The organism is Limnohabitans sp. WS1 (assembly GCF_003063265.1).
GTDB lineage: Bacteria > Pseudomonadota > Gammaproteobacteria > Burkholderiales > Burkholderiaceae_C > Limnohabitans_A.
This window is the reverse complement of the sequence record NZ_NERU01000011.1, coordinates 1-26,877: the sequence shown is the minus strand read 5'-3', so window position 1 is coordinate 26,877 and position 26,877 is coordinate 1. Positions and strand designations below refer to the sequence as shown.

Sequence of the window (26,877 nt, the reverse complement as noted above, 5' to 3'; positions counted from 1 at the left end):
CCTTTTTTGTTTAGCTGGTCTGGTGAGACTGCAGCATGTGCTGGTCAATCAGCAGTTGCGCTGACGGGTCGGTGGTACCGCTGTAGACGGCGTAGTTGTGACCGTTTTGGTTGACCACGGTGCCGGTATCGGTCCACTCGCCTTCGGTCAGCATCACCTTGTCGTTGGCAGCGCCAGACAACACCAGCTGGTACACACCGTTGGTGGGCGGCATGCTCAGCACGTCGGCCAGGGTCAGTGACACCACGTTGGCGGCGGTGTCGGTGGCCATGTCCACTTGCTCCAAGCCCTTGACGATGCCGTTGAAGCTCATGTCCTTGAGCACGGTGGTCAAGTCCAGGCTCTGGCCGTTGCTGAGCGAGTAGGTGCTCGACTCGGCAGCACCCGTGCACACAGCAATGGCGGCGGCCACATCCTCGGGGGTGATGTCCACGTTGGTGGTTTCAACCAGCGCTGGCTCGACCAGAGGACGCGCACCCACAAAGAACGCCTCATCGATGAGCTGGACTTCGTTGAGGGTCACTTCGATCACGTTGGCGTCATCAGCTTGCGTGGTCTGGCCCAGCGGGTTCAGCGCAGCCAGCTCTTCGTCGGTCAGCATATAGGGCTTGTTGAAGAACTCGGTCACGATCTCGGCAGGCAGCAAGTCGACGGCTGTAGCTTCTGCAAGCATTGCATCGCTTGCAGCGGTCATGCCAGCACTTGCATTGCTCCGTGTAGCCACATCGGCGGCCACGCTTGCATCGGCCAACACCGGCTGGACCAAGAAGGACACGTCCACGATGTCATGGGTTTTGCCATCGGCAGTGGTGAACTTCGAGAAGCCTTGCAAAGCGTTGCCGTTTTGATACATCACCACGTTGTCGTGGCCCAGATCAATGCTGGTCACACCCACTTGGGCCAGGGTCTTGAGTTCACCTGCGTCGGTGTCCGCGTCGGCGTCGGCGTCAACCCACACACGCAGCTTGTCAAAGCCCGCGTCGCTGGCGTCGATCCTGCCATCGCCGTTGGTGTCCAAGGCCGCCAAAGCGGCCCAGCCTGTGCTGGCCACAGAACCATCGGCCAGCTTGGTGCTGCTGCCAAACAATTCAGCACCACTGTTGATCTGACCGTCGCCGTTCAAATCCATGGCCAACAAACCGTCTTGCTTGTCCACCCAGCTTGACTTTTGTGGCGTGCCACTGTCGGTCAAGTCAAACTGCACACTCTCGTTCAGACCCACGGTCTGCACGCCGTCACCGTTCAGGTCGAGCACCAGAGGTGTGGCGTAGGTGACTGCAACCTGAGTGCCAGAACCATTGCCTGCAAACGTTGGGTTCAAGTATTTCATACCTCCACCAATGACATAGGTCACACCGTTAACAACAAACTCCCCGTGAACAATGTCGTTGTTGTTCACCGTCAACCGCGATGGAGAGAGGCCTGGCGATTGACCGTTGTAGCTACCGCTGGCACTCATCGTGGCCGTCTGCACAAGCGTCGAGTTCACATACAACTTGATCGTTGCATTGGCGAATGCAGTGTTATCAATGGCCACAGCCACCTGACCAGCCGAACCGTTCCAGCCCGTGGAAGAACTGGTAAACACTGCTGCACAAGCCGCCGCAATCAGCGGATCAGTGGTGACGTTGATGTCCACCGTATCCTGATCGGTCAGCGTGCCACCTGTTCCATAGTTGCCGTTGTCGCTGGTGGTCATCGTCAGCTTGGCTGTGCCGGTATAGCCGCTGGTTGGTGTGTAGGTCACGGCGTTGGCGCTGGCCAGCAGGCTATTGATGTTGGCCACGGTGCCAGACAAGTTAACGCTGGCTGTGCCATTGGTGGTCAAGGTCACGCCAGTGCCGCTGGCCACGTTGATGGTTCCTTTATCAACTGCCAGGGTGACGTTGAACAGCTGTGTGCCGTTGGGGTTCGTGGCCTCCGCGTCAGCAATGGCCAGGCCAGTGATGACTTTGGCTGTGTTCGTGCTCGTGCTTTGTGCGCCTGGTACGGTGTTCACTGGAGCATCGTTGACGGCTGTCACCCCCATATTGAACGACGTCGTATTGGTCGAATAGGCACCCGATGCACCTTGCAGGGCACTGATGTTTTTGTAGGTGCCCGAGGTGCCGCCATCGCTGCCGTCCCAAGTGCGAACGGTTGCTGTGCCCAGCGTGCCAGCGGCGTTGAGGTTGCCTTGGAAGTACACCCGTGCCGTGCTACTGAGCAAGAAGGCGTTGGTCTCGGAAGCCGTGGCCAACTTGGTGGTCAGGTTGTTCCAGGTTGTGCCATTGTCCAAACTGTACCAAGCCGTACCAAAGGTGGTGCTCTGGAGCGGCGAGACAAAAGCCACGCCCACCTCATTGCCATCAACATCAAAGCCGGTCTGACCCACCGTCTGGCCAAAAGAGCCATTGGTCGGCGGGCCTTGATCTTCGATGCCGGAGGTCACGTAATTAAGATTGCTTGGGACCGTCGGCTGGTCATTGACCGGCGTGACCGTGATGGCCATGACATCGGTGTCTTTCAAGCCCTCGCTGTCGGTGGACACCATCGTGAATGTATCCGCGCCGTTGTAGTTGCTGGCCCCGGTGTACTTGACCGTGGCCAGTGCGGCGTTGATTTGCAACGAAGTGCCACTGAGCGTGAGGGTCGCGCTGTCGTTGGTGCCTGCAGAGATGGTGGCCCCCCCTGCCAAGCTCACATTGAGCGTGCCCTCCAACACACTGATTTGTGTGGTGCTGAGGTTGCCGTCTGGGTCGTTCACACTCAAGCCGTTGAGGGCTTGCTGCACGTCTTCGGTCACGGTTTTGGTGGCCGGTACGGTGTTAATCGGTGCATCACTGACGTTGGTCACGACCATGTTGAACAAGGCTGTACTGGCCGAATAGGCACCTGTTGGGCCTTGCAGGGCACTGATGTTTTTATAGCTGCCTGAAGTACCGCCATCGGTGCCATCCCAAGTGCGGATGCTTGCTTTACCCAGCGTGCCAGCTGCGTTGGGGGTGCCTTCAAAGTACACACGCGCCGTGCTGCTCAGCAAGAAAGCGTTGGTCTCGGAAGCCGTGGCCAGTTTGGTGGTCAGGTTGTTCCAGGTTGTGCCATTGTCCAAGCTGTACCAAGCCGTACCAAAAGTGGTGGATTGGAACGGCGAGACAAAAGCCACGCCCACAGCGTCGCCATCAACATCACGGTCTGCGGCGGTCATGTTGGTCACACTGGCAATCGTCTGACCGATAGTGCCACTGGTGGGTGGACCTTGGTCTTCAATGCCCGAAGTCAATGCATTGTGGTTGCCCGATAAGGTGTACACCGTCGGCTGGTCATTCACCGGCGCGACCGTGATGGCCATGATATCGGTGTCTTTCACGCCCTCGCTGTCGGTGGACACCATCGTCATAGTGTCAGCGCCGTTGTAGTTGCTGGCCCCGGTGTAGTTGGCTGTGGCCAGTGCGGCGTTGATTTGAGCCGAAGTGCCGCTGAGCGTGAGGGTGGCGCTGTCGTTGGTGCCTGCCGAGATGGTGGCCCCGCCTGCCAAGCTCACATTGAGTTTGCCCTGCAACACGCTGATTTGTGTGGTGCTGAGGTTGCCGTCTGCGTCGCTCACGCTCATGCCAGTGAGGGCTTGCTGCACATCTTCGGTCGCGGTTTGGGTGGCTGGGACGGAGTTGAGCGGCGCTCTGTTTTCTGGCATGACCACACGCAAAGTCACCGCAGTGCCGCTGTAAGGCGTACTGCCGCCGTTTTTGACACCAGACACATCCACGGTGGCCCCCGAAGCGGGGAACACGGCAGCTGAGTCGTCGACCAGGCGGGCGGTCAGATCTTGCTTGTTGGTCAGCGAGGTGTTGCTGGCCGAGGGCACAAAGCGGATCAAGTCGGTCTTGGCAAGGAACACCGAGGTGCTGTCGGTCAAGCCTGCAGCCAGGGACAACCAGATGGTGCCGCCATTGGTGGAGTACTGGTACTGGCCTTTGCTCGTGAAATCAGCCGCCGTGCCTGCCGAGGTAATGACCACACCACGCATGCTGTTGAAGTCCGCGTCGGAGAAGGTGGGACCAAAAAGGGCGTCGACGGTCTTGCCTGGCGTTGCGCCGGAAATCACCGGAAGCAAAACGTTGTCCACCACGCCATCCGCGTCTGTCGAAACGGGTGCCCGATTGACCAAATTCACGGTCACGGTATCGCCCGTGCCGCCACTGTTGCCGCCGCTGAACGCGGTGCTGCCGCCGTTGACGCTGGCATCGATGGTGTTGCCGGTCGACGTGGCGTTGTAACTGGCTGTACCAGTTTCGCCAGAATTGTCGATCAAGCGCACAGTCAGGTTTTGCGGTTTGATCACATCCACGCCCGATGCGCCGGCGTATCGGATCAAGGCCGTTTTGTCGGCGTAAATGGCGGTGCCATCCGTCAAGCCACCTGTCACGTCGGTCCAGGTCAACCCACCATCTTTGGACAGCTGGTAGCGGCCCAGCGTGCCGATGTCGGTGCTTGAACCTGCCGCCACAATCGCCACACCCTTGAAGTCTCCTCTTGGCGTGCCGCTTGTGTTGGCATCTGTGAAGCTGAACAGCGTGTCATTGGCTTCGCTTTGTGGGCCAAACAAGCTCTCAATGCTGATGGCTTGACTGAAAACCGACGAAGCCGAAACGGATGCTGTGGACGTCACCACGTTCATCAAACTGTCAACAAAAACGGTTGCGCCGCTCAGGCTGTAGGCGGTGTAGCTGCGGCCTGGTGTGAACTTGTAGCTGACACCATAGGTGTTGCTCAGATTGGTGGCCGTATCGGTGACGCCCTCGCTCCAGTTGGCCAAGTTCACAAACTGCGCAGTGTCCCCTGAGTTGCCACTGATCACCAGCAACTTGCTCTCATCAACACCCGACGTTGCGGCATTGTCAGTGCCACCAGACAAGGCCAGGACCGAGGTCAGATTGAGTTTGATGGTGTTGTTGGTGAACGTGCTTGTGGGTCCCGTGATGTCAATGCTGTTGAAGTTGCTCAACTTGTTGATGACGGTGCTGTTGGTCAAGTCCAAGGTCACACCTGTGCCTGGCGTCGTGTTGGTGATTTGCAAGAAGTTCACGCCAGTGCCACCGTCCACCACCATGGCGTTGTTCGCGCTCAGGCTGTTGACGTTGTCCGTGTTCAAAATCACCGTGTCGTTGTTGCCACCCGCATAAATCTGATCGGCACCACCGCCAGCGGTGATGATGTCCGAGAAATCGGTGCCATAAGTGGTGTTGGCGGCCGTTGAACCCGTGACGGTAAAGGTCGCACCATCCGGTCCATACGTGCCTTGTTTGATGGCTGTGTAAGACCAGAAGACCGTGGCAAAGGTGTTGTCAAATCTGTCCCAATAGCCGGTCAGCTTGAGGGTGGAATTGAACACCACACCGCCATCGGCCGTGGCTGCAATGACCAATTTGTCTGTTTCCACCTGTGTGGCCCCAATGGGGTAAACCCCACCGAAGGTCGTGTCCGTCAATTTACCGACCGTGCGTCCGTCTTGGTAACTGCCTGACCACAACTGCTCGCCATCGGCCGAGTACTTGCGGATATAGACCTGGTTCTGCTCAGTCGTCGTGTCGTTGCCAGGCGCACCATTGGGGTTGGTTCGGGTTTTGACTTCGCCTTCGAGCCAACCCACCGCATACGAACCGTCGCCATAGCCGATCAGTTGCACCTTGGTCTGATTGAAGCCTCGGTCAAGTGAGACAGCGGCACCTTTGGGTGTGCCATCGGCCTTGAACTGCTGAATGTGAACACGCGGTCCTGTACCGTTGCTGCCCAGCCAGGCCACCACATAAGAGCCGTCCGTGCCCGTGCTGGCTACTTGAGGTTCTGTGTCTGCACTGCTGGTGTTGCCAATCGCTTCGAGCTTGGTGGCTGTCCCATCAGGCGAACCGCTGACATTGAATTTTTGGACATAAACACTGGTGTCGCCACCCTCGTCCACGCCCGACCAGCTGACCACGTAAGCACCAGCGTTGCCCACCGCAGTGACCTTGGCCGAGTTGTCGGCACCCGTGGTCACACCATTGGCCTCCAGCTTCACCACCGGATTGCCCACAATCGAGCCGGTTGGCGAAAGCTTTTGCACAAAAACGCTGTTGTCGCCGTTGCTGTCCACGCCCGTCCAGGTGATGACCACCGAGCCATCGGCTCCGATCGAGGTGATCCGAGGATCGGAATCAGCAGATGCCGCACTGGCCGCATCGCCATTGAGCGTCACCTGAGGATTGCCCGTCAGGCTGTTGTTGGCGTTGACCACCTGGTACTTGATCGAGCTGCCCTCAGACCAAGTCACCACATAGGCTCCACTGGTGCCCAAGCCCGCCACTTTGGGGGCGGCGCTGGTGTTGGTCGAGATGCGCAGACCATCGTTGATGAAAGGGCTGCTGAGGATCGGGTTAATCGGTGACCCGCTGGCATCGAAACGCTGAGTCAAGATGCCCCGGTTCAAGCTGCTCCAGGCCAACACATACGAGCCATCGCTACCCACTTCAGCAAAGTCCGGGCTCTTGTCCCAGACTTGCCCTGTATTGGTCGCATTGGCAACGTTTTGCGTAGAAATCAGCCCACCGCTGACCGCCAACCAAGGTGTGTTGTTGAACTGAGGTTCTGAGGGATTATTCGACCGACCTGCAGCAGACACCACCTTACCGGTTGACAGGGTTTTCAGGGCTGCGTTGTCTTCGTTGATGTTGGAGAAATCAGCTCCACCCACCGACACCGCAGGTGCGGTTTGCACGCCATAGGTTTGCAAACCCACGCCGCCTGTGCCCGCCACACCCATTTCATTGGTATAGCTGTTGTCAGCCAGAGTCAGCAAGGTGCCGCTCGATCCGGTCGTCGGTGTTTGTGCACGAACCGTCCATTCGGTGAAGTAGTCCACACCATTGACGATGGTCTTGGTGCCGGGAACGCCGGCCAAAGAGCCAACGACCAAACTGCCATTGGTGACGGACAAGTCGGATTCCGACAAGGTGGATGCCTTGATGGGCTCGTTGAATTTGAGCTTGAAGGTCACGGCCGTGTTGTTGGCAACGGTGGACGTTGCCTGGTTGTCCGTGATGGTCACAAAAGGTGCCATCGCTGGCGTACCAAACACATTGCTCAGCACCGAAGGGTTGGCCACAGGGGCTGAGTTGAGCGAGGCCACCACAACGTCAAACGTGTCGTTCGCACTCAGGCCTGCGCTGTCGGTGGCGGTGACCTTGATGCTGAGCGTGCTGCCTGCTGTGCCTGCGCTCAGGGTGCCGGTGATGGCCCCGGTGCTGGCGTTGATGCTCAGGCCCTTGGTGGACAAGGCGCTGCCATCGGCGAAGGTGGCGCTGTAGCTCAGCGTGGCGTTGTCCACGTCGGCGAAGCTGCCTGCGGGCAAGGTCCAGTTGAAGGCAAGGCCTTCAGTGCCCGTGGTGTCGGCCAGCACGTTGGCCAGCACGGGCGCGTCGTTGGCACCGTTGACGGTGACCGTGATGGTGGCCTTGTTGGTCAGGCCGCCCGGGTCTTTGACGGTGTAGGTGAACTGCTCACTGACGTTGGTGCCCGTGTTCAGGGCCTGCACGGTGGCGTTGTTCTGGTTGACCGTGTAGCTGTAGCTGCCATCGGCACCGATTTTGAGTGTGCCGTAATCGCCCACCACGGTTTGGCCGTTGGCGCTGTTGGTGCCTGCGGTCACGGCGCTGGCGGTGCCGCTGGTGCCTTTGGCGATGGCGCTGACCACCAAGGTGCTGTTGGCATCGTTGCTGTCGGTGTCGTTGGCCAACACTTTGGCCACCACGCTGTCAAGGCCGGGGTTGACGCCCACTGTGCCGTTGCCCACACCACCAGCTTCGGTGGCAATGGCTGTGTCGGGGTTGGCCACGGGGGCGCCTGCATCCACAACGCGCAAGGTGACTGCATTGCCGCTGTAAGGCGTGCTGCCGCCGTTCTTGGTGCCAGACACGTCCACGGTGGCGCCCGAGGTGGGGGCCACGGCAGCCGAGTCGTCGACCAGGCGGGCGGTCAGGTCTTGCTTGTTGACCAGCGAGGTGTTGGTGGCCGAGGGCACAAAGCGGATCAAGTCGGTCTTGGCCAGGAACACCGAGGTGCTGTCGTTCAGGCCCGCTGGAATGTCCACCCAGGTGGTGGTGCCTGCGATTTGGTACTGGTACTTGCCCAAGCTGCTCAAATCGCCGGCCGTGCCTGCCGAGGTGATGGTGACGCCACGCATGGTGTCGAAATCGGCATCGGTGTAGGTGGGGCCGAAGAGGGCTTCGACGGATTGGGCTGGGGTGGCGACGGCAGACATTTCTGTCGCCTTGATTTGATACAACGCTCCATTGGGCGGGTTGGTCGATCCAGTGGAAATGTAGTCGTTCATCACAGCAAAGCTGCTGATGCCACCAGGCACATCATTCAAGTTGATGGTGATGGTGCCATTGAATGATGAAGCAGCCCCTAAACCAGTTGCACCGGTGATGCTGAAACCATCGGCAGACAAAACAGGTGTAACGGCTGCACCACCGGTTCCCGTAGCTGTGTAGGAAACACTGTCGCTGAGGTTCGCCAAACTGAGCTTGAAGGGCAGGCCATTGATGAAGACTCTGACGGCTTCAAAACCAGTGGTGGACTCTACGTTTAAACCTGCAAATTTCACCGTCACCTGAGCCACGGGCTTGTTGAAGGAGATCGTCGCCGTTTCATCAGCGTTGGACTCGCCCAATCGCAAAACAGTCTCTGTGCCGTTACCGAAATACGGGTTCGTGCCCGATATGGTCCCATTAAGGCCCGTCACTGTGCCCGTGGTGCTTCCAAAGGTGTAGCTGGCGTTATTTACGAAATCAGTTGTCGTTGAAGTGATGCCATAGCCAGCCTGGGCCGCCCCAAACGCATCCCCCACCACCACCCCATCCGCATCCGAAGACACAGGCGCGCGGTTAACCAAGTTGGTGGTCACGGTGTCGCCCACGCCGCCGCTGTTGCCGCCGCTGAAGGCAGTGCCGCCGCCGTTGACGCTGGCGTTGATGGTGGTGCCGGTGGCGGCCAGGTTGTAGCTGGCGGTGCCGGTCAGGCCCGAGTTGTCCACCATGCGGGCCGTCAGGTCTTGCGGGTTGATGGCTTCCACGCCGGTGGCACCGGCGTAGCGGATCAGCGCGGCCTTGTCGGCGTAGATCTCCACGGTGCTGCCGGTGATGGGAGTTTTCAGGTCGATCCAGGTCGCGCCACCGTCTTTGGATAGCTGGTAGAAGCCCTTGCTGGTGATGTCGGTCGCCGTGCCGATGTTGGTCAGCGACACGCCCTTGAAGGTCGCGTTGGCCGTGCCTGCGGTGTTGGCGTCGGTGAAGCTGAAGGCCGTGTCGGTGCTGCCGTTTTGCGGGCCAAACAGGCTCTCGATGCTCACCGCCTGGCTGTAGGCCACGGGCGTGTTGGCCGCCGTTGCCACCACGTTGGCCACGGTGATGGCCTGGTCCACAAACACCGTCGCGCCGTTGAGCGTGTAGGCCTTGTAGGTTTTACCGAACAAGAAGTTGTAGGCACTGCCATAAGCGGCGCTCAGGCTGGCGGCGTTTTGGGCCGCGCCCACGTTCCAGCTGGCCAGGTTGACCAGGTTGAGCGTGTCGCCCGCGTTGCCGCTGACCACCAGCATCTTGGACTCGTCGGCCAAGGTGCCCGCCGCGTCGCTGGTGCCCGACAGGGCGACCACAGCGGCGTAGTTGAGTTTGAGCGTGTTGTTGCCCGTGCCGGTGAGGTCAATGCTGTTGAAGCTGTTGACCTTGGCCAACACGGTGGCGTTGGTCAGGTCGAGTGTGGAGCCCGTGCCGTCCACCTTGAGCGCGTTAACGCCCGAGCCGCCGTCCAACACCATGGTGTTGGTGGCAGACAACTGAGTGATGTTGTCGGCGTTGATGATGACGGTGTCGTTGCCTGCACCGGTGAAGATGCGGTCGGCTCCGCCGTTGGCGGTGACCACGTCAACACCGTCAGCACCGTTGAGGTTGTCGGTGCCACCGGCTGTGGCACCGGAGAGGAAGGAACCGCCGGGGGCTGCGAAGACTTGGTTGGTGGCAACCACTGACCCGTTAGAAAGACCATACGTGTATGACAAAGCATAACCACCAGTGCTCAGACCTGTGATGTTGATGCCAAACAGTCCGACCGACCCTCCTGGAGGTGTCACTATTGTCGAAGAGCCAACGGCAGTGCCTGAAGCATCAAATACTTGCATCTGAATGGCACTGCCAGTGTCCCAACCCAAAACAAAACCGCCATCCACCAATCTGGCAACAAGTGGCGCAACTTCAATCGGAGTTTGAATATCCTTGATAGCGCCAAGAGCCACACCAGCTGAATTAAATTGCTGCCAACGGCCAATCTTTGGTTGTCCTTGTCCATCGAGCTCGGACCAAGTCACGACAAAACTGTTGTCCTTCAATACCGTCACTGATGGGTTGGACGGGCTATTGCCAGTGACGACGACGAATTCAGCCCCTTTCTTTGTGCCATCTGCGTTGAAATTTTGACCGGCGATTTGCTTTTCTGTGCCGTTCAAATGCGTCCAGGTGACTACAAATTCATTGTTGTTAAATGCTTCGACGCTTGAGTAGGTCTGATCACCCAGAACCCGTGTATTCACTTGGAATGTGTTGCCCACACGATTACCTTGGGCATCTAAGAGTTGCCCAAAGACACCGTCTGAATTTGGACTGTCAAAATTATTGCTATGCCAAGTCACTACAGCGCCACCATTAGGCAGCGCGGCAATTGAAGGAACATTTTTACTCTGTGTTGTCTCTGCAGGATCACTGACCTTGATAGTCGATCCCAAGGCATTCATATTGCTGTCGAAGCGTTGGACAAAAATATCCTTAGTCACCTGCCAAGACACCAAAACATCGCCATTACTCAATGTCGTGGTTGTCGCTGAATCAGGGTATTGCCCCCCAGCAGCAACGCCTGTCGCGACAGTTACTGTTTTGACTGCATTACCGGCCGCATCAAATCTCGTAGCAACCGTGTCATAAACGCCCCCACGTCCTTGGGACGATGCCACCGTCACCCAGCCACCGTCTGCCAAATAGGTAGATGCTTTATCTGAACTTGTTGACTTATTGGTAATCGACGCACCAGAACCTGTTGCCGTTGAAGCGTTCTGCCCAAACGTCCCATAAGCCTGCGTATCCGAGTTCCCCTGCCCTGCCCTGCCAACGGCGCTGGTGTAGCTGCCATCGGCCACGGTGATGCCCGTGACGCCCGAGCCAGAGGCTGGGGCGGTGGTAGTGAAGGTGTATTGGCTGGACGAGACCTTGGTCAGCGTGCCTGTCGCTGCGCCGCCGCTGAGCAACGTGATGTCGCTGGCGGTCAAGGTGCCGTCGGCAATGGCTTCGCTGAAGTTCAGCGTGTAGGTCACCGCCTGGCCCAGCGTGGCGTTGCCGCTCACGTCGTCGGTGATGGTCAACTTAGGCGCTGTGGCCGTAGCCGCAAACACGTTGCTCACCACCGTGGGGTTGGCCACGGGGGCGGCGTTGAGTTCGGGCGCTGCCACCGTGTAAGTGAAGGTGTTCGACACCCCACTCACATTGTTGCTGGCGTCCGTGGCCTTGGCGGTGATGGTGTACAGACCGTTGGCCTGATCGGCCGTGGGTGTGTACGTCCACACGCCTGCACCGTTGGTGGTGGTGCTGCCGATTTCGACGTTGTTGTTGAACAGCTTGACCACGCTGCCCGCTTCGGCCGTGCCGCTGAGGGTGGGCTTGGCGTCGTCGGTAGTGGTGCCGCTGGCGTTGTTGCCGGTGGCGCTGCCCACGTCGTCAAAGTAGCTGACGATGGCCGGCGCTGCGGGCGCACCCAGGTCTTTGAGCGTGATGGGCGTGCCGCTGAAGGCGGTCGTGCCGCCGTTGCTGCTGGCGTTGGTGGTGGCTCCGTTGGTCAGGCCTGAGGTGCTGGTCTGGCCCGACATGTCGACCAAGCGGGCGCTCAGGTCGTGCAGGTTGAGCGTGGCCACACCTGCTGCCGCCTGGAAGCGGATGAGTGTGGTGGGGGCCAAGAACACGGCATTGCTGTCGGTCAGGCCAGCGGCCAGGTCCACCCACAGGCTGGTGGTGGTGTTGAACCACTGGTACTTGCCTTGGTTGGTTTGCTCTGTGCTGGTGCCCGCGTCGGTGATGGCCACGCCTTTGAATTGGCCGTTGGCCACGCTGACGCCGTCCACGTCGGTAAAGCGGGTGCCAAACAGCTCCTGCACGGTCTGGCCAGCGGTGGCCACTGGGGCAGGCGCTGTGGTGGGCGTGCCAAAGTCGGTGACGCTGAGCGCGGTGTTGATGTACACCGTGGCACCGGCCAGGGTGTAGGCCTTGTAGCTTTGGACAGACACAAAGCCTTGAGCAGCGCCGAACTTGGCGATCAGGTCAAGGCCAGTTTCGATGGGGCCTGCGGTCCATTGGCTGGTGCCGCCCACCTGTGGGTCGAGCAGCTGCACGGCGTCGCCGGTGTTGCCGTTGACCACGATGAGCTTGGCTTCGTTGACAGCGGTGAGCGCGTTGTCGCTGGCACCCGACAAGAACTTGGCCGATGCGGCGTTGAGCTTGAGGGTGTTGTTGCCGGTGCCGGTCAGGTCGATGACGCTGAAGTTGCTGACCTTGGCCGCGATGGTGGCGTTGGTCAGGTCGAGCGTGGAGCCCGTGCCGTCCACCTTGAGCGTGTTGATGCCCGTGCCGCCGTCGAGCACCATGTTGGCCGCTGTGGCCAGCTGGGTGATGTTGTCGGCGTTGATGATGACGGTGTCGTTGCCTGCACCGGCGTAGATGACGTCGGCACCGCCGTTGGCTGTGATGACGTCAGCGCCGTCGCCACCGGTGAAGGTGTCGGTGCCACCGGCTGTGGCGCCGGAGAGGAAGGAGCCGCCGGGGGCGGCGAAGACACGGTTAGCAATCTGATTCTGGCCAAAACTGCTCGATACTGCAAATCCACCACTCGGCAAAGCCACAATGTTGGAGGCGGCAGAAGCCGCATATGAAGTTGTACCTACTTTTGTACTATTGACATCGTATATATCAATCGTTGTTGGCCACGATCCAATTGGAGCGGCACCATAAGTTACTGCAAAACCACCGTTTGCCAAACCCGCAATATTGAGTGTGTCAGAAGCTGAGAGCAATGTGACCGTGCTGCCTACGGGAGCACCTGCAGCGCTGTATCGCTGGAAGAATTTATCGCCACCACCAGTTTTACCTTGCCCCCAACTGATCACAAACCCACCATCAGCAAGCACTGATGTTTTTGTATTGAGCGGGCTATTTGTATTATTCGCGCTGAAGACAGTAACAGCACTGCCATTTTTGCTCAAATCCGAATTGAACAATTGGTACATGATCGAGCCGTTAGCGAGGCTGTAACTCATGACATAGCCGCCGTTACTGAGCGGCTCAATGCTTTGATCATAGGCACCAGAGGGCAACAGTTGAACCTCAGAGCCAACTTTGGAACCTGAAACCGTATATTCCTGACCAACAATACCTGCGCTCGTAAAGCTTCCAGGATTGGTATTTGGTTGATAGACAACCATATAATTTCCATTATCACGATTGATAATGTCTATATTAAGAGACCAAGCTATAGTCCCGGACGGTGTTGCTGGTGATGTATTAACCTGCACAAGACTGCCGGCAATTGGCGTCAAGTCCGAGTTCGTTAATTGTGTATAAACACCACCATTTTGAGAATCGGAAAATGCGACAACATAACCACCATTATCCAGGCGAGAAATAACTGGACCATTCATCATGCCCAAAAACAAACTATTTCCAGTTCCACCGCCAAGATTTGAAACAGAAACAAGTACTGACGTTGATAATAAATTTCCAGAAGAATCAAATTTCTGAGCATTAATACCGTAAGAACTGGGGTAAACGCCGCTGTACACGGTAATCCATCCACCGTCTGCTGTTGCCAGCATATTGGTGTTGTTTGGAGATGACAAATAACTGTTTGGCGATATCGCCAAGGTACCGCCCGAAGGTGTCTGAGCAAACGTCCCATAAGCCTGCGTAGCTGAATTGCCCTGCCCGGCCAAGCCGTTGGCTCCGGTGTAGACACCATCCATCACGCTGACGCTGGTCGCGCCGTTGCCCGATGAGGGGGTTTGCACGTCCACGGTCCACTCGTTGGTGGTGCCCACGCGGGTCAGTGACCCGGCCTTGAGGGTGCCGTTGCTGACTTTGATGTCGGCTTCGGTCAGTGTGGCAGCGTCGATGCCGCCGCTGAAGCTGAGCGTGTAGCGCACCAAGCCTTGGGCCACGGTGGTGCCACCGCTCACGAAGTTGCCTGCGTTGGTAGTGGCGTTGTCGGTGATGCTGACAGTCACCGCGTCTTGCCCTTGCAGCGGGTTGTTCACCAAGCCATTGGCCGGGTTGGGCACAGGAGCGGTGTTCAGCACAATTTCATTGGCACCCCGGATGGTGACTTTGATCTCTTGGCTGCCGGTGCCGTCGGTGCTCTTGACGGTGACGGTGTCAAACACGGTGTCGCCGGTGTTCAGGGCGTTGGTGGCGGCCTTGGTGTTGTCCAAGGTGTAGGTCCACTCGCCGGTGGCGGTGTTGAAGGTGAAGTTGCCGTAGGTGCCTGCCAAGGTGGTGGGCGTGGCAAAGGCGGCTTCGCCGGTGTCCACGTCGGCCACCGTCAGCGTGCCGCTGGCCACGGTGGTGGCGCTGTCTTCGGTCAGCTCGCCGGTGGCGGGGCCGCTGATGACGGCCACGTCGTTGGTGCCGGTGATGGTGACGGTGATCGGCTTGGTGGCGCTGCCGTCGGCGCTGGCCACGGTCAGGGTGTCAAACACTTGCTGGCCTGCTTTGAGGGCCTGGGTGGCCGCCTTGGTGTTGTCCAAGGTGTAGGTCCACACGCCGGTGGCGGTGTTGAGCGCAAAGTTACCGTAGGTGCCTGCCAGGTTGGAAGGCGTTTGCAGCGTGGCTTGGCCTGCGTCTGGGTCGGTGACCGTGAGGGTGCCGGTGGCGATGTTTTGGCTGCCGTTGTCTTCGGTGGCGGTGCCAGTGCTGGTGCCGCTGATGCTGGCCACGGTGTTGGGGCCCACGCGCAGGGTGGCGGTGTCGCCGCTGTACGGGGTGCTGCCGCCGTGCTTGACGCCTGCGACGTCGATCACGTCACCGGTGACGGGCGCGGTGGTGGCCGAGTTGTCAACCAGGCGAGCTGTCAGGTCGGGCTTGGCAAAGGCCGAGCTGTTGGTGCTGGAGGGCACGAAGCGGATGGCGTCTTCTTTGGCCAGGTACACGGCGGTGCCGTCGGTCAGGCCCGAGGGCAGGTCCACCCAGGTGGTGGTGCCAGCCTTTTGGTACTGGTATTTGCCCAGGTTGGTGCCGTCTGTGCCCTGCCCTGCGGATGTGATGGTCACGCCACGGAAAGCGTCGCCGGTGTCCACGTCGGTGTAGGTGGGGCCGAAGAGGTCGTTGACGGTTTTGGAGGGGGTTGGTGTAACCGTGGGGATTTCAGTAGCTGTAATCTTGGCATACACACCGCCAGGTCCTACGACTGATCCATCGCTGATGTAGTCATTGAACACAGCAAGACTATTGATGCCCCCTGGTACATCTTGCAAATTAATGGTGATGGTGGTGCTGATTCGATTTGCGCCAGTTAGGGCACCGCTCGCAGAAAACGTAGGGGTTACAGGAGTACCGTCTACGCAATTGACTGAATTGCTCAGGTTAGCTTGCGTTAGTTTGAATGGCTGTCCGTTAATGGAAATAATGACCTGTTCGAAACCCACCTGGCTTGTTGCATCTAACCCAGTCAGTTTGATTACGACTTGCCCCACTGCTTTGTTGAATGTGACAGATGCTGTTTCATCAAAATTAGCGGGGCCTTGGCCCAAGCGCAAAGCAGTATCGCCTTGAACCAAAACTCCAAAGTACCCGCTGGGCACAACCTCCGAAATTGCGCCGATATTGCCAGTCATCGTGCCGGTTGTGCTGCCAAAGGTGTAGGACGTATTGGCTAGGAAGTCACTCACCGTTGAAGAAATGCCAGGGACAAGGACCACCGCCCCCAACAAATCCGTAAATATCACGTCATTGACGTTCACGTTGCCATTGACCACCGGCGCGTCGTTGGTGCCGGTGATGGTGACGGTGATGTCTTGGTTGGCGCTGCCGTCGCTGCTCTTGACGTTGAGTTTGTCGCTCACTTGCTGGCCGGCTTTGAGGGCCTGGGTGGCGGCCTTGGTGTTGTCCAAGGTGTAGGTCCACGCGCCGGTGCTGGCATTCAGCGTGAAGTTGCCGTAGGTGCCCACCAAGCTGGCGGGGGTGGCCGCTTGCAGTGTGGCTTGGCCTGCATCGCCGTCGGTGACGGTGACGGTGCCGCTGGCGTTGGCCAGGGTGTCTTCGGTGGCCACGCCGGTGGTGGTGCCGCCAATGCTGGCGTTGTCGTCCACAGCTGTGACGGTGATGGCCACGGTGTCGCTGTCGGTGACATTTTGGCCGTCGGTGGAGAGCACCGTGAGGGTGTCGTTGCCGTTGTAGTTGGCAGCGCCCTTGTACTGGATGGTGGCCAGTGCGGCGTTGATTTGCGCTTGTGTGCCGCTCAGGGTCATCGTAGCGCTGTTGTTGGCACCGGCGGTGATGGTGGCACCACCCGACAGGTTGACGTTCAGGTTGCCGTTGAGCACGCTGATTTGTGTGGTGGCCAGGTTGCCGTCGGCATCAGACACGCTGATGCCGGTGATGGCCTGCTGCGTGTCTTCGGCCACGGTTTGGGTGGCGGCGGGCACGGTGTTGACCGGTGCCTCGTTGAGGACCACGGCATAGTTTTGCTGTGCGTTGGCCGCTGTGCCACCGGTGCCGGTGACGCTGGCTTCGATTTGCGTGTTGCTGTCAGCCACCAGGTCGGCACCCGAAACGAGGATGCTGAAGGTGCCGTCTGCCAGCACCGTGCCAGGCAAGGCTGCACCTTTGACTGTCAAGGTGACGGTGTCGCCTGCGGCGAACTTGCCCGTCACTTTGCCGGTCACGGTGATGTTGCCTGCCGCTTCGGTGCTGTTGATGATGTTGTCAGCCGTCACAGGGTCCAGGCTGATGGCGGTGAGCTTGCCAGCGGTGTTGGTGTCTTCCACCACGTAGTCTTGCGCGGCTTCTGCGGTTTGCTTGGCAGCGCTGCCGGGCACGGTGGCCGCGATGCGGGCTTCGACTCGGGTGTCTGTGTCAGCCTTCAAGCTGGCGGTGGTGACGGCGATGCTGTACACGCCGTTAGCGTCCACGGTGCCGCTGAACTTGGTGTCGTTCACCGTCAAGGTGACCACGTCGCCCGCTGCAAACGCACCTGTGGCTTTGCCGGTGAGCGTGGTGCTGGTGACAGCGCCTTCGGTGGTGTTGATGATGTTGTCGCCCGTGATCGGATCCAGCGTCAAAGCGGTCTTGAGCGCTTCGGTGTTGGTGTCCAGGGTGAACGGACGTGGGGTGGCCGAGATGGTGGCGGTGTTGCTGGAGGAGTCGCTGGCCAGGATGCTGGCTGAGACGGCTTGGTCGCCGGTGTCAAAGTCGGCTTTGAGCTTGGAGCCGGGCACACCGGTCACGCTGTATTTGCCAGAGGCATCCACTGCGGCGCTGTAGTTCGCGCCGTCCACCACCACGGTGACGATGTCGCCAGCGCGGAATTCGCCTGTGACAGAGCCGGTGATGGTGACGTTGCCGCCCTGCTCGGCTTGCGTCAGGAAGTCGTCGCCGGTGATGGCGTCGATGGTGAGCGTGGTGCCAGCGGGTGACGGAGGTGTGGTGTCGACCGCGTAGTTCTGAACCGCATTGGCCAGCGTGCCGCCAGTGCCAGTGACGCTGGCTTCGATGGTCGTGTTGCTGTCAGCGACCAGGTCGGCCGCAGGCACATTGATGCTGAAGACACCTTGGCCGTTGACAGAGCCTTGGTACGGCTTGTCCACACCCCCCACCTTGAGTGAGAGGGTCACGGTGTCACCCGATGCAAAGGCACCTGTCACTTTGCCGGTGATGGCAATGGAGCCGGTGTTTTCTGCAGCATTGATGATGTTGTCAGCGGTGACGGGGTCCAGGCTGATGGCCGTGAGCTTGCCAGCGGTGGTGCCGGTTTCGACCACGTAGTCTTGCGCGGCTTCTGCCGTTTGCTTGGCCGCGCTGCCGGGCACGGTGGCCGCAATGCGGGCTTCGACTCGGGTGTCGCTGTCGGCCTTGAGGTCGGCGGTAGTGACCACAATGCTGTACACACCAGCTGCGTTGACGGTCCCGCTGAACTTGGTGTCGTTCACCGTCAAGGTGACCACATCGCCTGCTGCAAACGCACCTGTGGCTTTGCCGGTGAGCGTGGTGCTGGTGATGGCCCCTTCGGTGGTGTCAATGATGTTGTTGCCTGCCACGGGGTCCAGCGTCAAAGCGGTTTTGAGCGCTTCGGTGTTGGTGTCCAGGGTGAACGGACGTGGGGTGGCGTTGAAGGTGGCGCTGTTATTGGAGCTGTCGCTGGCCAGAATTTTGGCGTCGATGGCTGTGTCGCCGCTGTTGAAGTCGGCCACAAACTGCGCCCCGGGCACGCCCGCAATGCTGTACTGGCCAGACGCGTCCACTGTGCCGGTGTAGTCGGTGCCGCCCACGTTGATGGTGACTTTGTCGCCTGCGCGGAATTCGCCCGTGACGCTACCGGTGACGGTGACGTTGCCGCCTTGCTCGGTGGCGCTCAAGAAGTCGTCGCCGGTGATGGCGTTGATGACGATGATGGTGCCAGCTGGCGGCGTGGTGTCGACCGCGTAGTTTTGCAAAGCAGTGGCTTTGCTGCCCCCGGTGCCGGTAACGCTGCCTTCGATTTGCGTGTCGCTGTCCGCCACCAAGTCGGCTGCGGCCACGTTGATGCTGAATTTGCCGTCTGCGCCCACGGTGCCGGGCACCTGTGCGCCTTTGACGGTGAGGGTGACGGTGTCGCCCGCTGCAAACTTGCCCGTGACCAGACCGGTGATGGTGATGAAGCCGGTGTTTTCTGCGGCGTTGATGATGTTGTCGGGCGTGACCGGGTCAATGCTCAGGGCAGTGACTTTGCCGATGTTGGCACCGTTTTCCACCACATAGTCTTGCGCGGCGGTGGCCGTTTGTTTGGCGGCGCTGCCAGGCACGGTAGCGGCGATGCTGGCTTCGGCTTGGCTGTCGGTGTCGGCTTTGAGGTCGGCGGTGCTGACGTCGATGCTGTAGTCGCCTGCAGCGTTGACGGTGCCCGAGTAGGTTTTGACGCTGTCTGCCAGTCCCAAACGGATGGTGACCACGTCACCGGCTGCAAATGCGCCAGTGGCTTTGCCCGTGAGGGTGGTGCTGGTGGCGGAGCCTTCGGCGGCGTCGATGATGTTGTCGCCGGTGATGGGCTTGAGCGTGAGCGCGGTTTTGAGGGCTTGGGCGTTGCTGTCCACCGTGTAGGCGCGGGCCACAGCGCTGACGGTGAGGGTGTTGCCCGAGTTGTCGCTGGCCAGGATGCTGGCGTCGACTTTGCGGTCGGTGTCGGGGCCAAACTTGCCGCCGTCAACGCCTGTGATGGCGTATTGGCCTGCTGCGTCCACCGTGCCGGTGTAGTCGGTGCCGCCCACGGTGATGGTGACTTTGTCGCCTGCGCGGAATTCGCCGGTGACAGAGCCGGTGATGGTGACGGTGCCGCTTTGCTCGGTGGCCGTGACAAAGTCGTCGCCGGTGATGGCGTCGATGGTGATCACGGTGCCCACGGGCGGCGTGATGTCGACTGCGTAGTTTTGCAGTGCATTGGCCAGCGTGCCGCCGGTGCCAGTGACGCTCGCTTCGATGGTGGTGTTGCTGTCAGCGACCAGGTCGGCTGCAGGCACGTTGATGCTGAATTTGCCGTCTGCACCCACGGTGCCGGGGTACGGTTTGTCCACACCCCCCACTTTGAGGGTGAGGGTGACGGTGTCACCGGAGGCAAACTTGCCCGTCACTTTGCCGGTGATGGCAATGGAGCCGGTGTTTTCTGCGGCGTTGATGATGTTGTCAGGCGTGACAGAGTCCAGGCTGATGGCGGTGAGTTTGCCTGCGGTGGTGCCGTCTTCGACGACGTAGTCTTGTGCGGCTTCGGCCGTTTGTTTGGCCGCGCCGGGCACGCTGGAGACGGTGGCGGCAATGCGCGCTTCAACACGGGTGTCGGTGTCGGCCTTGAGGTCGGCGGTGTTGACGGCGATGCTGTAGTTGCCTGCCGCGTCCACGGTGCCCGAGTAGGTTTTGACTTCGCTGGCCAGGCCCAAGCTGATGGTGACCACGTCACCGGCTGCGAACGCGCCGGTGGCTTTGCCCGTGAGGGTGGTCAAGGTGTTGGCGCCTTCGGTCGCGTCGATGACGTTGTCAACGGCCACGGGGTTGAGCGTGAGTGCAGTCTTGAGCGCTTCGGTGTTGGTGTCGAGCGTGTAGGCACGCAGCGGCGCGGTGTAGATGGCGGTGTTGTTGGAGCCGTCACTGGCCAGCACGGTGGCCAGCACTTTTTTGTCGGCATCCGCTGCCAGCTTGCTGCCCGGAACGCCCGCCACACTGTATTGGCCCGAGGCGTTCACGGCCGCGCTGTAACCCGTGCCGTCCACGGTGAGGGTGACCACGTCACCCGCGCGGTAGTCGCCTGTGACGGTGCCGGTGATGGTGACGTTGCCAGCTTGCTCAGAGGCGTTCAGGAAGTCGTCGCCGGTGATGGCGTCGATGCTGATGGCGCCTTGTGGCACCACGGTGTCCACCGCGTAGTTCTGAACCGCATTGGCCAGCGTGCCACCCGTGCCAGTGACGCTGGCTTCAATGGTGGTGTTGCTGTCAGCCACCAAGTCGGCTGCAGGCACGTTGATGCTGAATTTGCCGTCTGCACCCACGGTGCCGGGGTACGGCTTGTCCACCCCCCCCACCTTGAGCATGAGCGTCACGGTGTCACCCGATGCAAAGGCACCCGTCACTTTGCCGGTGATGGCAATGGAGCTGGTGTTTTCTGCAGCGTTGATGATGTTGTCAGCGGTGACCGGGTCGAGGCTGATGGCGGTGAGCTTGCCCACGGTGGTGCCAGTTTCGACCACGTAGTCTTGCGCAGCTTCGGCCGTTTGCTTGGCCACGCTGCCGGGCACGGTGGCCGCGATGCGGGCTTCGACTTTGCTGTCCACGTCGGCCTTGAGGTCGGTTGTGGTCACAGCGATGCTGTACACACCGGCTGCGTTGACGGTGCCGCTGAACTTGACGTCGTTCACAGTCAAGGTGACCACGTCGCCTGCTGCAAACGCACCTGTGGCTTTGCCGGTGAGCGTGGTGCTGGTGATCGCCCCTTCGGTGGTGTTGATGATGTTGTCGCCCGTGATCGGCTCCAGCGTCAAAGCGGTTTTGAGCGCTTCGGTGTTGGTGTCCAGGGTGAACGGACGTGGCGTGGCCGAGATGGTGGCGGTGTTGCTGGAGCTGTCGCTGGCCAGGATGGTGGCCGAGACGGCTTTGTCGCCGTTGTCAAAGTCGGCTTTGAGCTTAGCGCCGGGAACACCCGTCACGCTGTATTTTCCGGAGGCGTTGACAGCGGCGCTGTAGTTGGTGCCGTCGACCACCACGGTGACGATGTCACCCGCGCGGAACTCGCCCGTGACAGCGCCGGTGATGGTGACGCTGCCTGCCGCTTCGCTGGCGGAGAGGAAGTCGTCGCCCGTGATGGCGTCAATCGTGAGCGTGGTGCCCGCAGGAGACGGCGGTGTGGTGTCGATGGCGTAGTTTTGCAAGGCGCTGGCCGCTGTGCCGCCGCTGCCGGTGACGCTGCCCTCGATTTGCGTGTTGCTGTCGGCCAGCAACTGCGCCGTGGGCACGTTGATGCTGTAGTTGCCCGAGGCGTCCACGGCAGCGCTGTAGGGCTGGGTGTTGACCGTCACGGTGACGATGTCGCCGCTGGCGAACTTGCCCGTCACTTTGCCGGTGACGGCAGTGACGCCGCCATTGGCCGTGCTGTCGGCCAGGTTGATGAGGTTGTCGCCCGTGATGGGGGCAATGGACAGCGCCGTTTGTGTGAGGGTGCCCGTGCTTTCCACGGTGTAGTCTTGCGCGGCGTCGGCCGTTTTCTTGAGACCGTCAACGGTGGCCGCAATGCGCGCTTGCACCTGCGTGTCGCTGTCCGCGACCAAGTCGGCTGTGGCCACGGCCAGGCTGTAGGCGCCCGAGGCGTCCACGGCAACGCTGTAGGTTTTGCTGCCGCTGGGCAGCCCCAAGGTGATGGTGACGATGTCACCCACGGCAAACGCGCCGGTCACTTTGCCGGTGAGCGTGGTGTTGGCTTGGCCGCTTTCGGCCAAGGTGATGACGTTGTCGCCGGTGATGGGGTCCAGCGTCAGGGCCGTTTTGGTGGCCTCGGTGCTGGTGTCCACCGTGTAGGCGCGGGGCGTGGCGCTGAAGGTGGCGCTGTTGCTAGAGCTGTCGGTGGCCAAGATCTTGGCTTCGACCTTTTGGTCGGTGTCGGGGCCGAACTTGCTGCCGTCTACGCCTGAGACGGTGTATTTTCCTGCAGCATCGACAGTGCCTGTGTAGTCGGCGCCGCCCACGGTGATGGTGACTTTGTCGCCGGCGCGGAATTCGCCCGTGACAGAGCCGGTGATGGTGACGCTCGCGCCCGCTTCGGCCGAGCTGATGAAGTCGTCGCCGGTGATGGCGTCGATGGTGATGGCGGTGCCTGCAGGCGGTGTGGTGTCGACCGCGTAGTTTTGCAAGGCGCTGGCTTGGCTGCCGCCGGTGCCGGTGACGCTGCCCTCGATTTGTGTGTCAGCGTCTGCGATCAGGTCGGCCGCGCTCACGTTGATGCTGAAGACGCCTTGGCCGCCCACGATGGCGCTGACGCTGCCCACAACGGGCGAGCCCTTGACGGTGAGGGTGACGGTGTCGCCCACCACAAATGCGCCAGTCACTTTGCCGGTGATGGCGATTTGGCCCCCGTTGGCCGTGCTGTCGGCCAAGTTGATGATGTTGTCCGGCGTGACCGGGTCGATGCTCAGCGCCGTGATCTTGCCCACGTTGGTGGCGTTTTGCACCACGTAGTCTTGCGCAGCCGTGGCTGTTTGCTTGGCAGCGCTGCCGGGCACGGTGGCCGCGATGCGGGCTTCAACGCGGGTGTCGGTGTCGGCCTTCAAGTCGGCGGTGCTCACGGCAATGCTGTAAGCGCCTGCGGCGTCCACCGTGCCCGAGTAGGTCTTGGTGTTGCCTGCCAGGCCCACGCTGAGGGTGACCACGTCGCCTGCTGCGAACGCACCGGTGGCTTTGCCGGTGAGTGTGGTGCTGGCCGCGGCCCCTTCGGTGGTGTCAAGGATGTTGTCGCCGGTGACAGGATTGAGCGTCAAAGCGGTTTTGAGCGCTTCGGCGTTGCTGTCGACTGTGTAGGGGCGGGGTGTGGCGGTGTAAGTGGCGGTGTTTTGCGCCTCGTTGCTGGCCAGGATGCTCGCTTGCACCTGTTGGCCTGCAAAGGCGGCCAATTGGGCACCAGGCACGCCCGCCACGCTGTACTGGCCCGAGGCGTCCACGGCGGCGCTGTAGCTGTCAGCGCCCACTTTGACGGTGACGATGTCGCCTGCGCGGAAGTTGCCGGTGACCGTGCCGGTGATGGTGGCGCTGCCGGTTTTTTCTGGGCCGGCGATGAAGTCGTCGCCGGTGATGGCGTCGATGCTGATGGCCCCCGCGGGTGCGGTGGTGTTGATGACGGCGGTGTCGCTGCCCTCGGCAGACGCTTGGTTGCCCGGGGCAATGAGCTGGGCCTTGACGGTCAGGCTTTGGCCGTTGGCAGGCGCTGTCAGCTCTTGCGTGATGCTGGAGGCGATGATTTGCGCTTGGGTGAGCACGATGTCTTGCGGCGTGCCGTTGATGGTCACGCGCAAGGTGTCACCCGCTTTGGCAGCGGTGGGGATGGTGATGTTCACGCCCACGGTGCCGTTCAACTCGGCCACGTTGATGGTGCCGTCGTCGTTGCTGTCTTCGGTGATGACGACCACCGGGGCACCGGCGATGACGGTGCGCATGATGGCGCTGTCTTTGGCGTCGGGCGTGGGGCTGGCGTTGCCCGCAGGGTCTTTGATGCTGGCGGTCACCTCAAAGGTGTTGCTGTCGCCCACGCTGTTGTAGTCGGTGATGACGATTTGTTGGGCGTCAATTTGCGCTTGCGTGAGGGTGATCACGCGTTGGTTGTTGCCGCTGGCGGTCACCGTGAGGGTGTCGCCCACGGCCGCGCCTGCGGGCAAGCTGATGGTGACTTTGATCTTGCCACCGGTGGCTGTGAGCTCTGCGGCGGTGATGAAGCCGTCGCCACCTGCTGTGTTGTTGTTTGTGTTGGTGTCGGTGTCAATGTTCACGCCCACCGCGCTGATGCGCGGGCCGTTCGGGTTGGCCGGGTCCACCTTGCTGAAGTCGGTCAGATCGAACTTGGCGCTGTCGCTGCCGGGGTTGCTGATGTTGCCACTGGCCGCGGACTTGAGCGTGGCGCTCACGGTGAGCGTGGCGCCGTCAGCGGGCGCGGTGTAGGTGAGGTCCACCCCGCCGTCGATTTGGGCTTGGGTGAGTGTGATGTTTTGTGGCTGGCCCACCGCCTGGTTGGTGGTGGCGGTGACGGTGAGGATGTCACCGGCCACCGCGCCTGCAGGGGCGGTGACTTTGACGTTGACCAGGCCCTTGAGTTCGGCCAAGCTCACAAAGGAGTTGTCGTTTTCATCTTCTTGGATGACGACTTTGGGGGCGCCGGGCAAGTCGGTGTTGATGACCGCAAAGTCTTCGACCTTGTTGCTGATGTTTTTGGCCAAATCGCTCAGTTGGGCGGTGGCCACGAACTTGGTGCCGTTGGCGGGGACTTTGGCAAAGTCAGTGAGCACCTCTTTGGCGGCCACTTGCGCAGCGCTCAGGGTGATGGTTTGTGCGTCGTTGCCCGTGCCTTCGATGACCAGGGTGTCACCGGCTTTGGCGTCCGCCGAGAGCTTGACTTTGACGCTGATCTTGCCTGCGGCCAGCTCGGCGACGCTGAGCACCGCGTTGCCGCCACCGGCTTCGAGGTCGGAGGTGATCTCGATGCTGATGTTTTTGTCGGCATTGGCCGGGTCCACCGTGGGGTCGACGGGGCCGAAGTTGGAGGTGTCGCGCTTGGCGCTGTCGGTGGCCTCGGGCGTGGCGTTGCCAGAGCTGTCTTTGAGCACGGCCTTGACGTTGATGCTGGCGCCTTCGGCAGGCGCGGCAAAGCTGACGCTCACCTGCCCTGCGGCTTTAGAGGCGGCGTCCAGGGTCACGATTTGCGGGGCGCTGCCGTCCGCTGCGGTGAAGGTGACTTTGTCGCCCACCTCCACCAAGGCGGGATCGAACTTGGCCGTGACTTTGACGCTGGTGTCCGCGCCCAGTTCCTTGCGGTTGATCCAGCCGTCGTTGTTGGTGTCGGTGTCGATCGACAAGTCCACGGCTTTGCCGCCGTTGGGGGCGGTGGTGTCGATGACAGCCGTGTCGCTGCCTTCGGCCGATGCTTGGTTGCCTGCGGCAATGAGCTGGGCCTTGGCGGTGACGGTTTGGCCGTTGCTGGCACTGACTTGGCGCGTGATGCTGGCGGCCAACAAGTCAGCGGCCGTCAGGGTGATGTTGTCTGGAGCGCCGTTGATCGTGACTTTGAGCACGTCGCCCACTTGCGCTGCCGTGGGGATGCTGATGCTGATGCCCACTGCGCCGTTCAGTTCTGCGGCGTTGATGAAGCCGTCGTCGTTGCTGTCTTCGGTGATGACGACCACGGGAGCGCCGGCGATGACGGTGCGCAAGATGGCGCTGTCTTTGGCGTCGGGTGCGGGGCTGGCGTTGCCTGCGGGGTCTTTGATGCTGGCCGAGACTTCGAAGGTGTTGCCCTCGCCCACGCTGTTGTAGTCGGTGATGACGACCTTTTGCGCGGCTGTGTCCGCTGGCGTGAGGGTGATCAGGCGCTGACTGTTACCGCTGGCGTTGACGGTGAGGGTGTCGCCTGCGGCTGCGCCTTGGGGCAGCAAGATGGTGACTTTGATTTTGCTGCCGGTGGCCAGCAGCTCGGCGGTGGTGATGATGCCGTCACCCAAGCCGTTGGCATCGGTGTCGATGTTCACGCCCACAGCGCTGATGCGCGGGCCGTTCGGGCCATTGGGATTGCTCGGGTCCACTTTGCTGAAGTCGGTCAGATCGAGCTTGGCGCTGTCGGTGCCGGGGTTGCTCACGGCGTTGCTGGGCGTGCTGCCGCCCGTGGCTTTGAGCGTGGCGCTGACGCTGAAGGTCGCGCCGTCTGCGGGCGCGGCAAAGCTGGTGAGGATGCCGTTGTCGATTTGGGTTTGGGTGAGCGTGAAGTTTTGCGGTGCGCTCACGCCGTCGGTGACGGTGATGGTGTCGCCCACCACCGCGCCGGTGGGCACGGTGACTTTGACGTCGATGGCCCCCGACAGCTCAGCGCGGCTGATGAAGCTGTTGTCGTTGGCGTCTTCCAGGATGACCACTTTGGGCGCTCCTGGCAAGTCGGTGTTGATGACGGCAAAGTCTTCGACCTTGTTGCTGATGTTCTTGGCCAAATCGCTCAATTGGGCGGTGGCCACGAACTTGGTGCCGTTGGCGGGCACGTTGGCAAAGTCAGTGACCACCTCCTTGGCGGCCACTTGCGCGGCGCTCAGGGTGATGGTTTGTGCGGTATTGCCCGTGCCTTCGATGACCAGGGTGTCACCGGCTTTGGCGTCGGCAGACAACTTGACTTTGACGCTGATCTTGCCGGAGGCCAGCTCGGCGGCGTTGAGCACGGCGTTGCCGCCACCGGTTTCGAGGTCGGAGGTGATCTCGATGCTGATGTTTTTGTCGGCATTGGCCGGGTCGACGTTGGGGTCGACGGGGCCGAAGTTGGAGGTGTCGCGCTTGGCGCTGTCGCTGGCCTCGGGCGTGGCGTTGCCTG

At 60.7% G+C, this 26,877-nt stretch carries 1 protein-coding gene; it reads right to left on the bottom strand.

The window, feature by feature from the left end; translation table 11 throughout:
• Positions 1-10: 10 nt before the first annotated feature.
• Entirely contained in the window at positions 11-26,728 is a 26,718-nt protein-coding gene (locus B9Z48_RS13655; protein ID WP_233261127.1) for an Ig-like domain-containing protein, read from the bottom strand.
• Positions 26,729-26,877 lie beyond the last annotated feature (149 nt).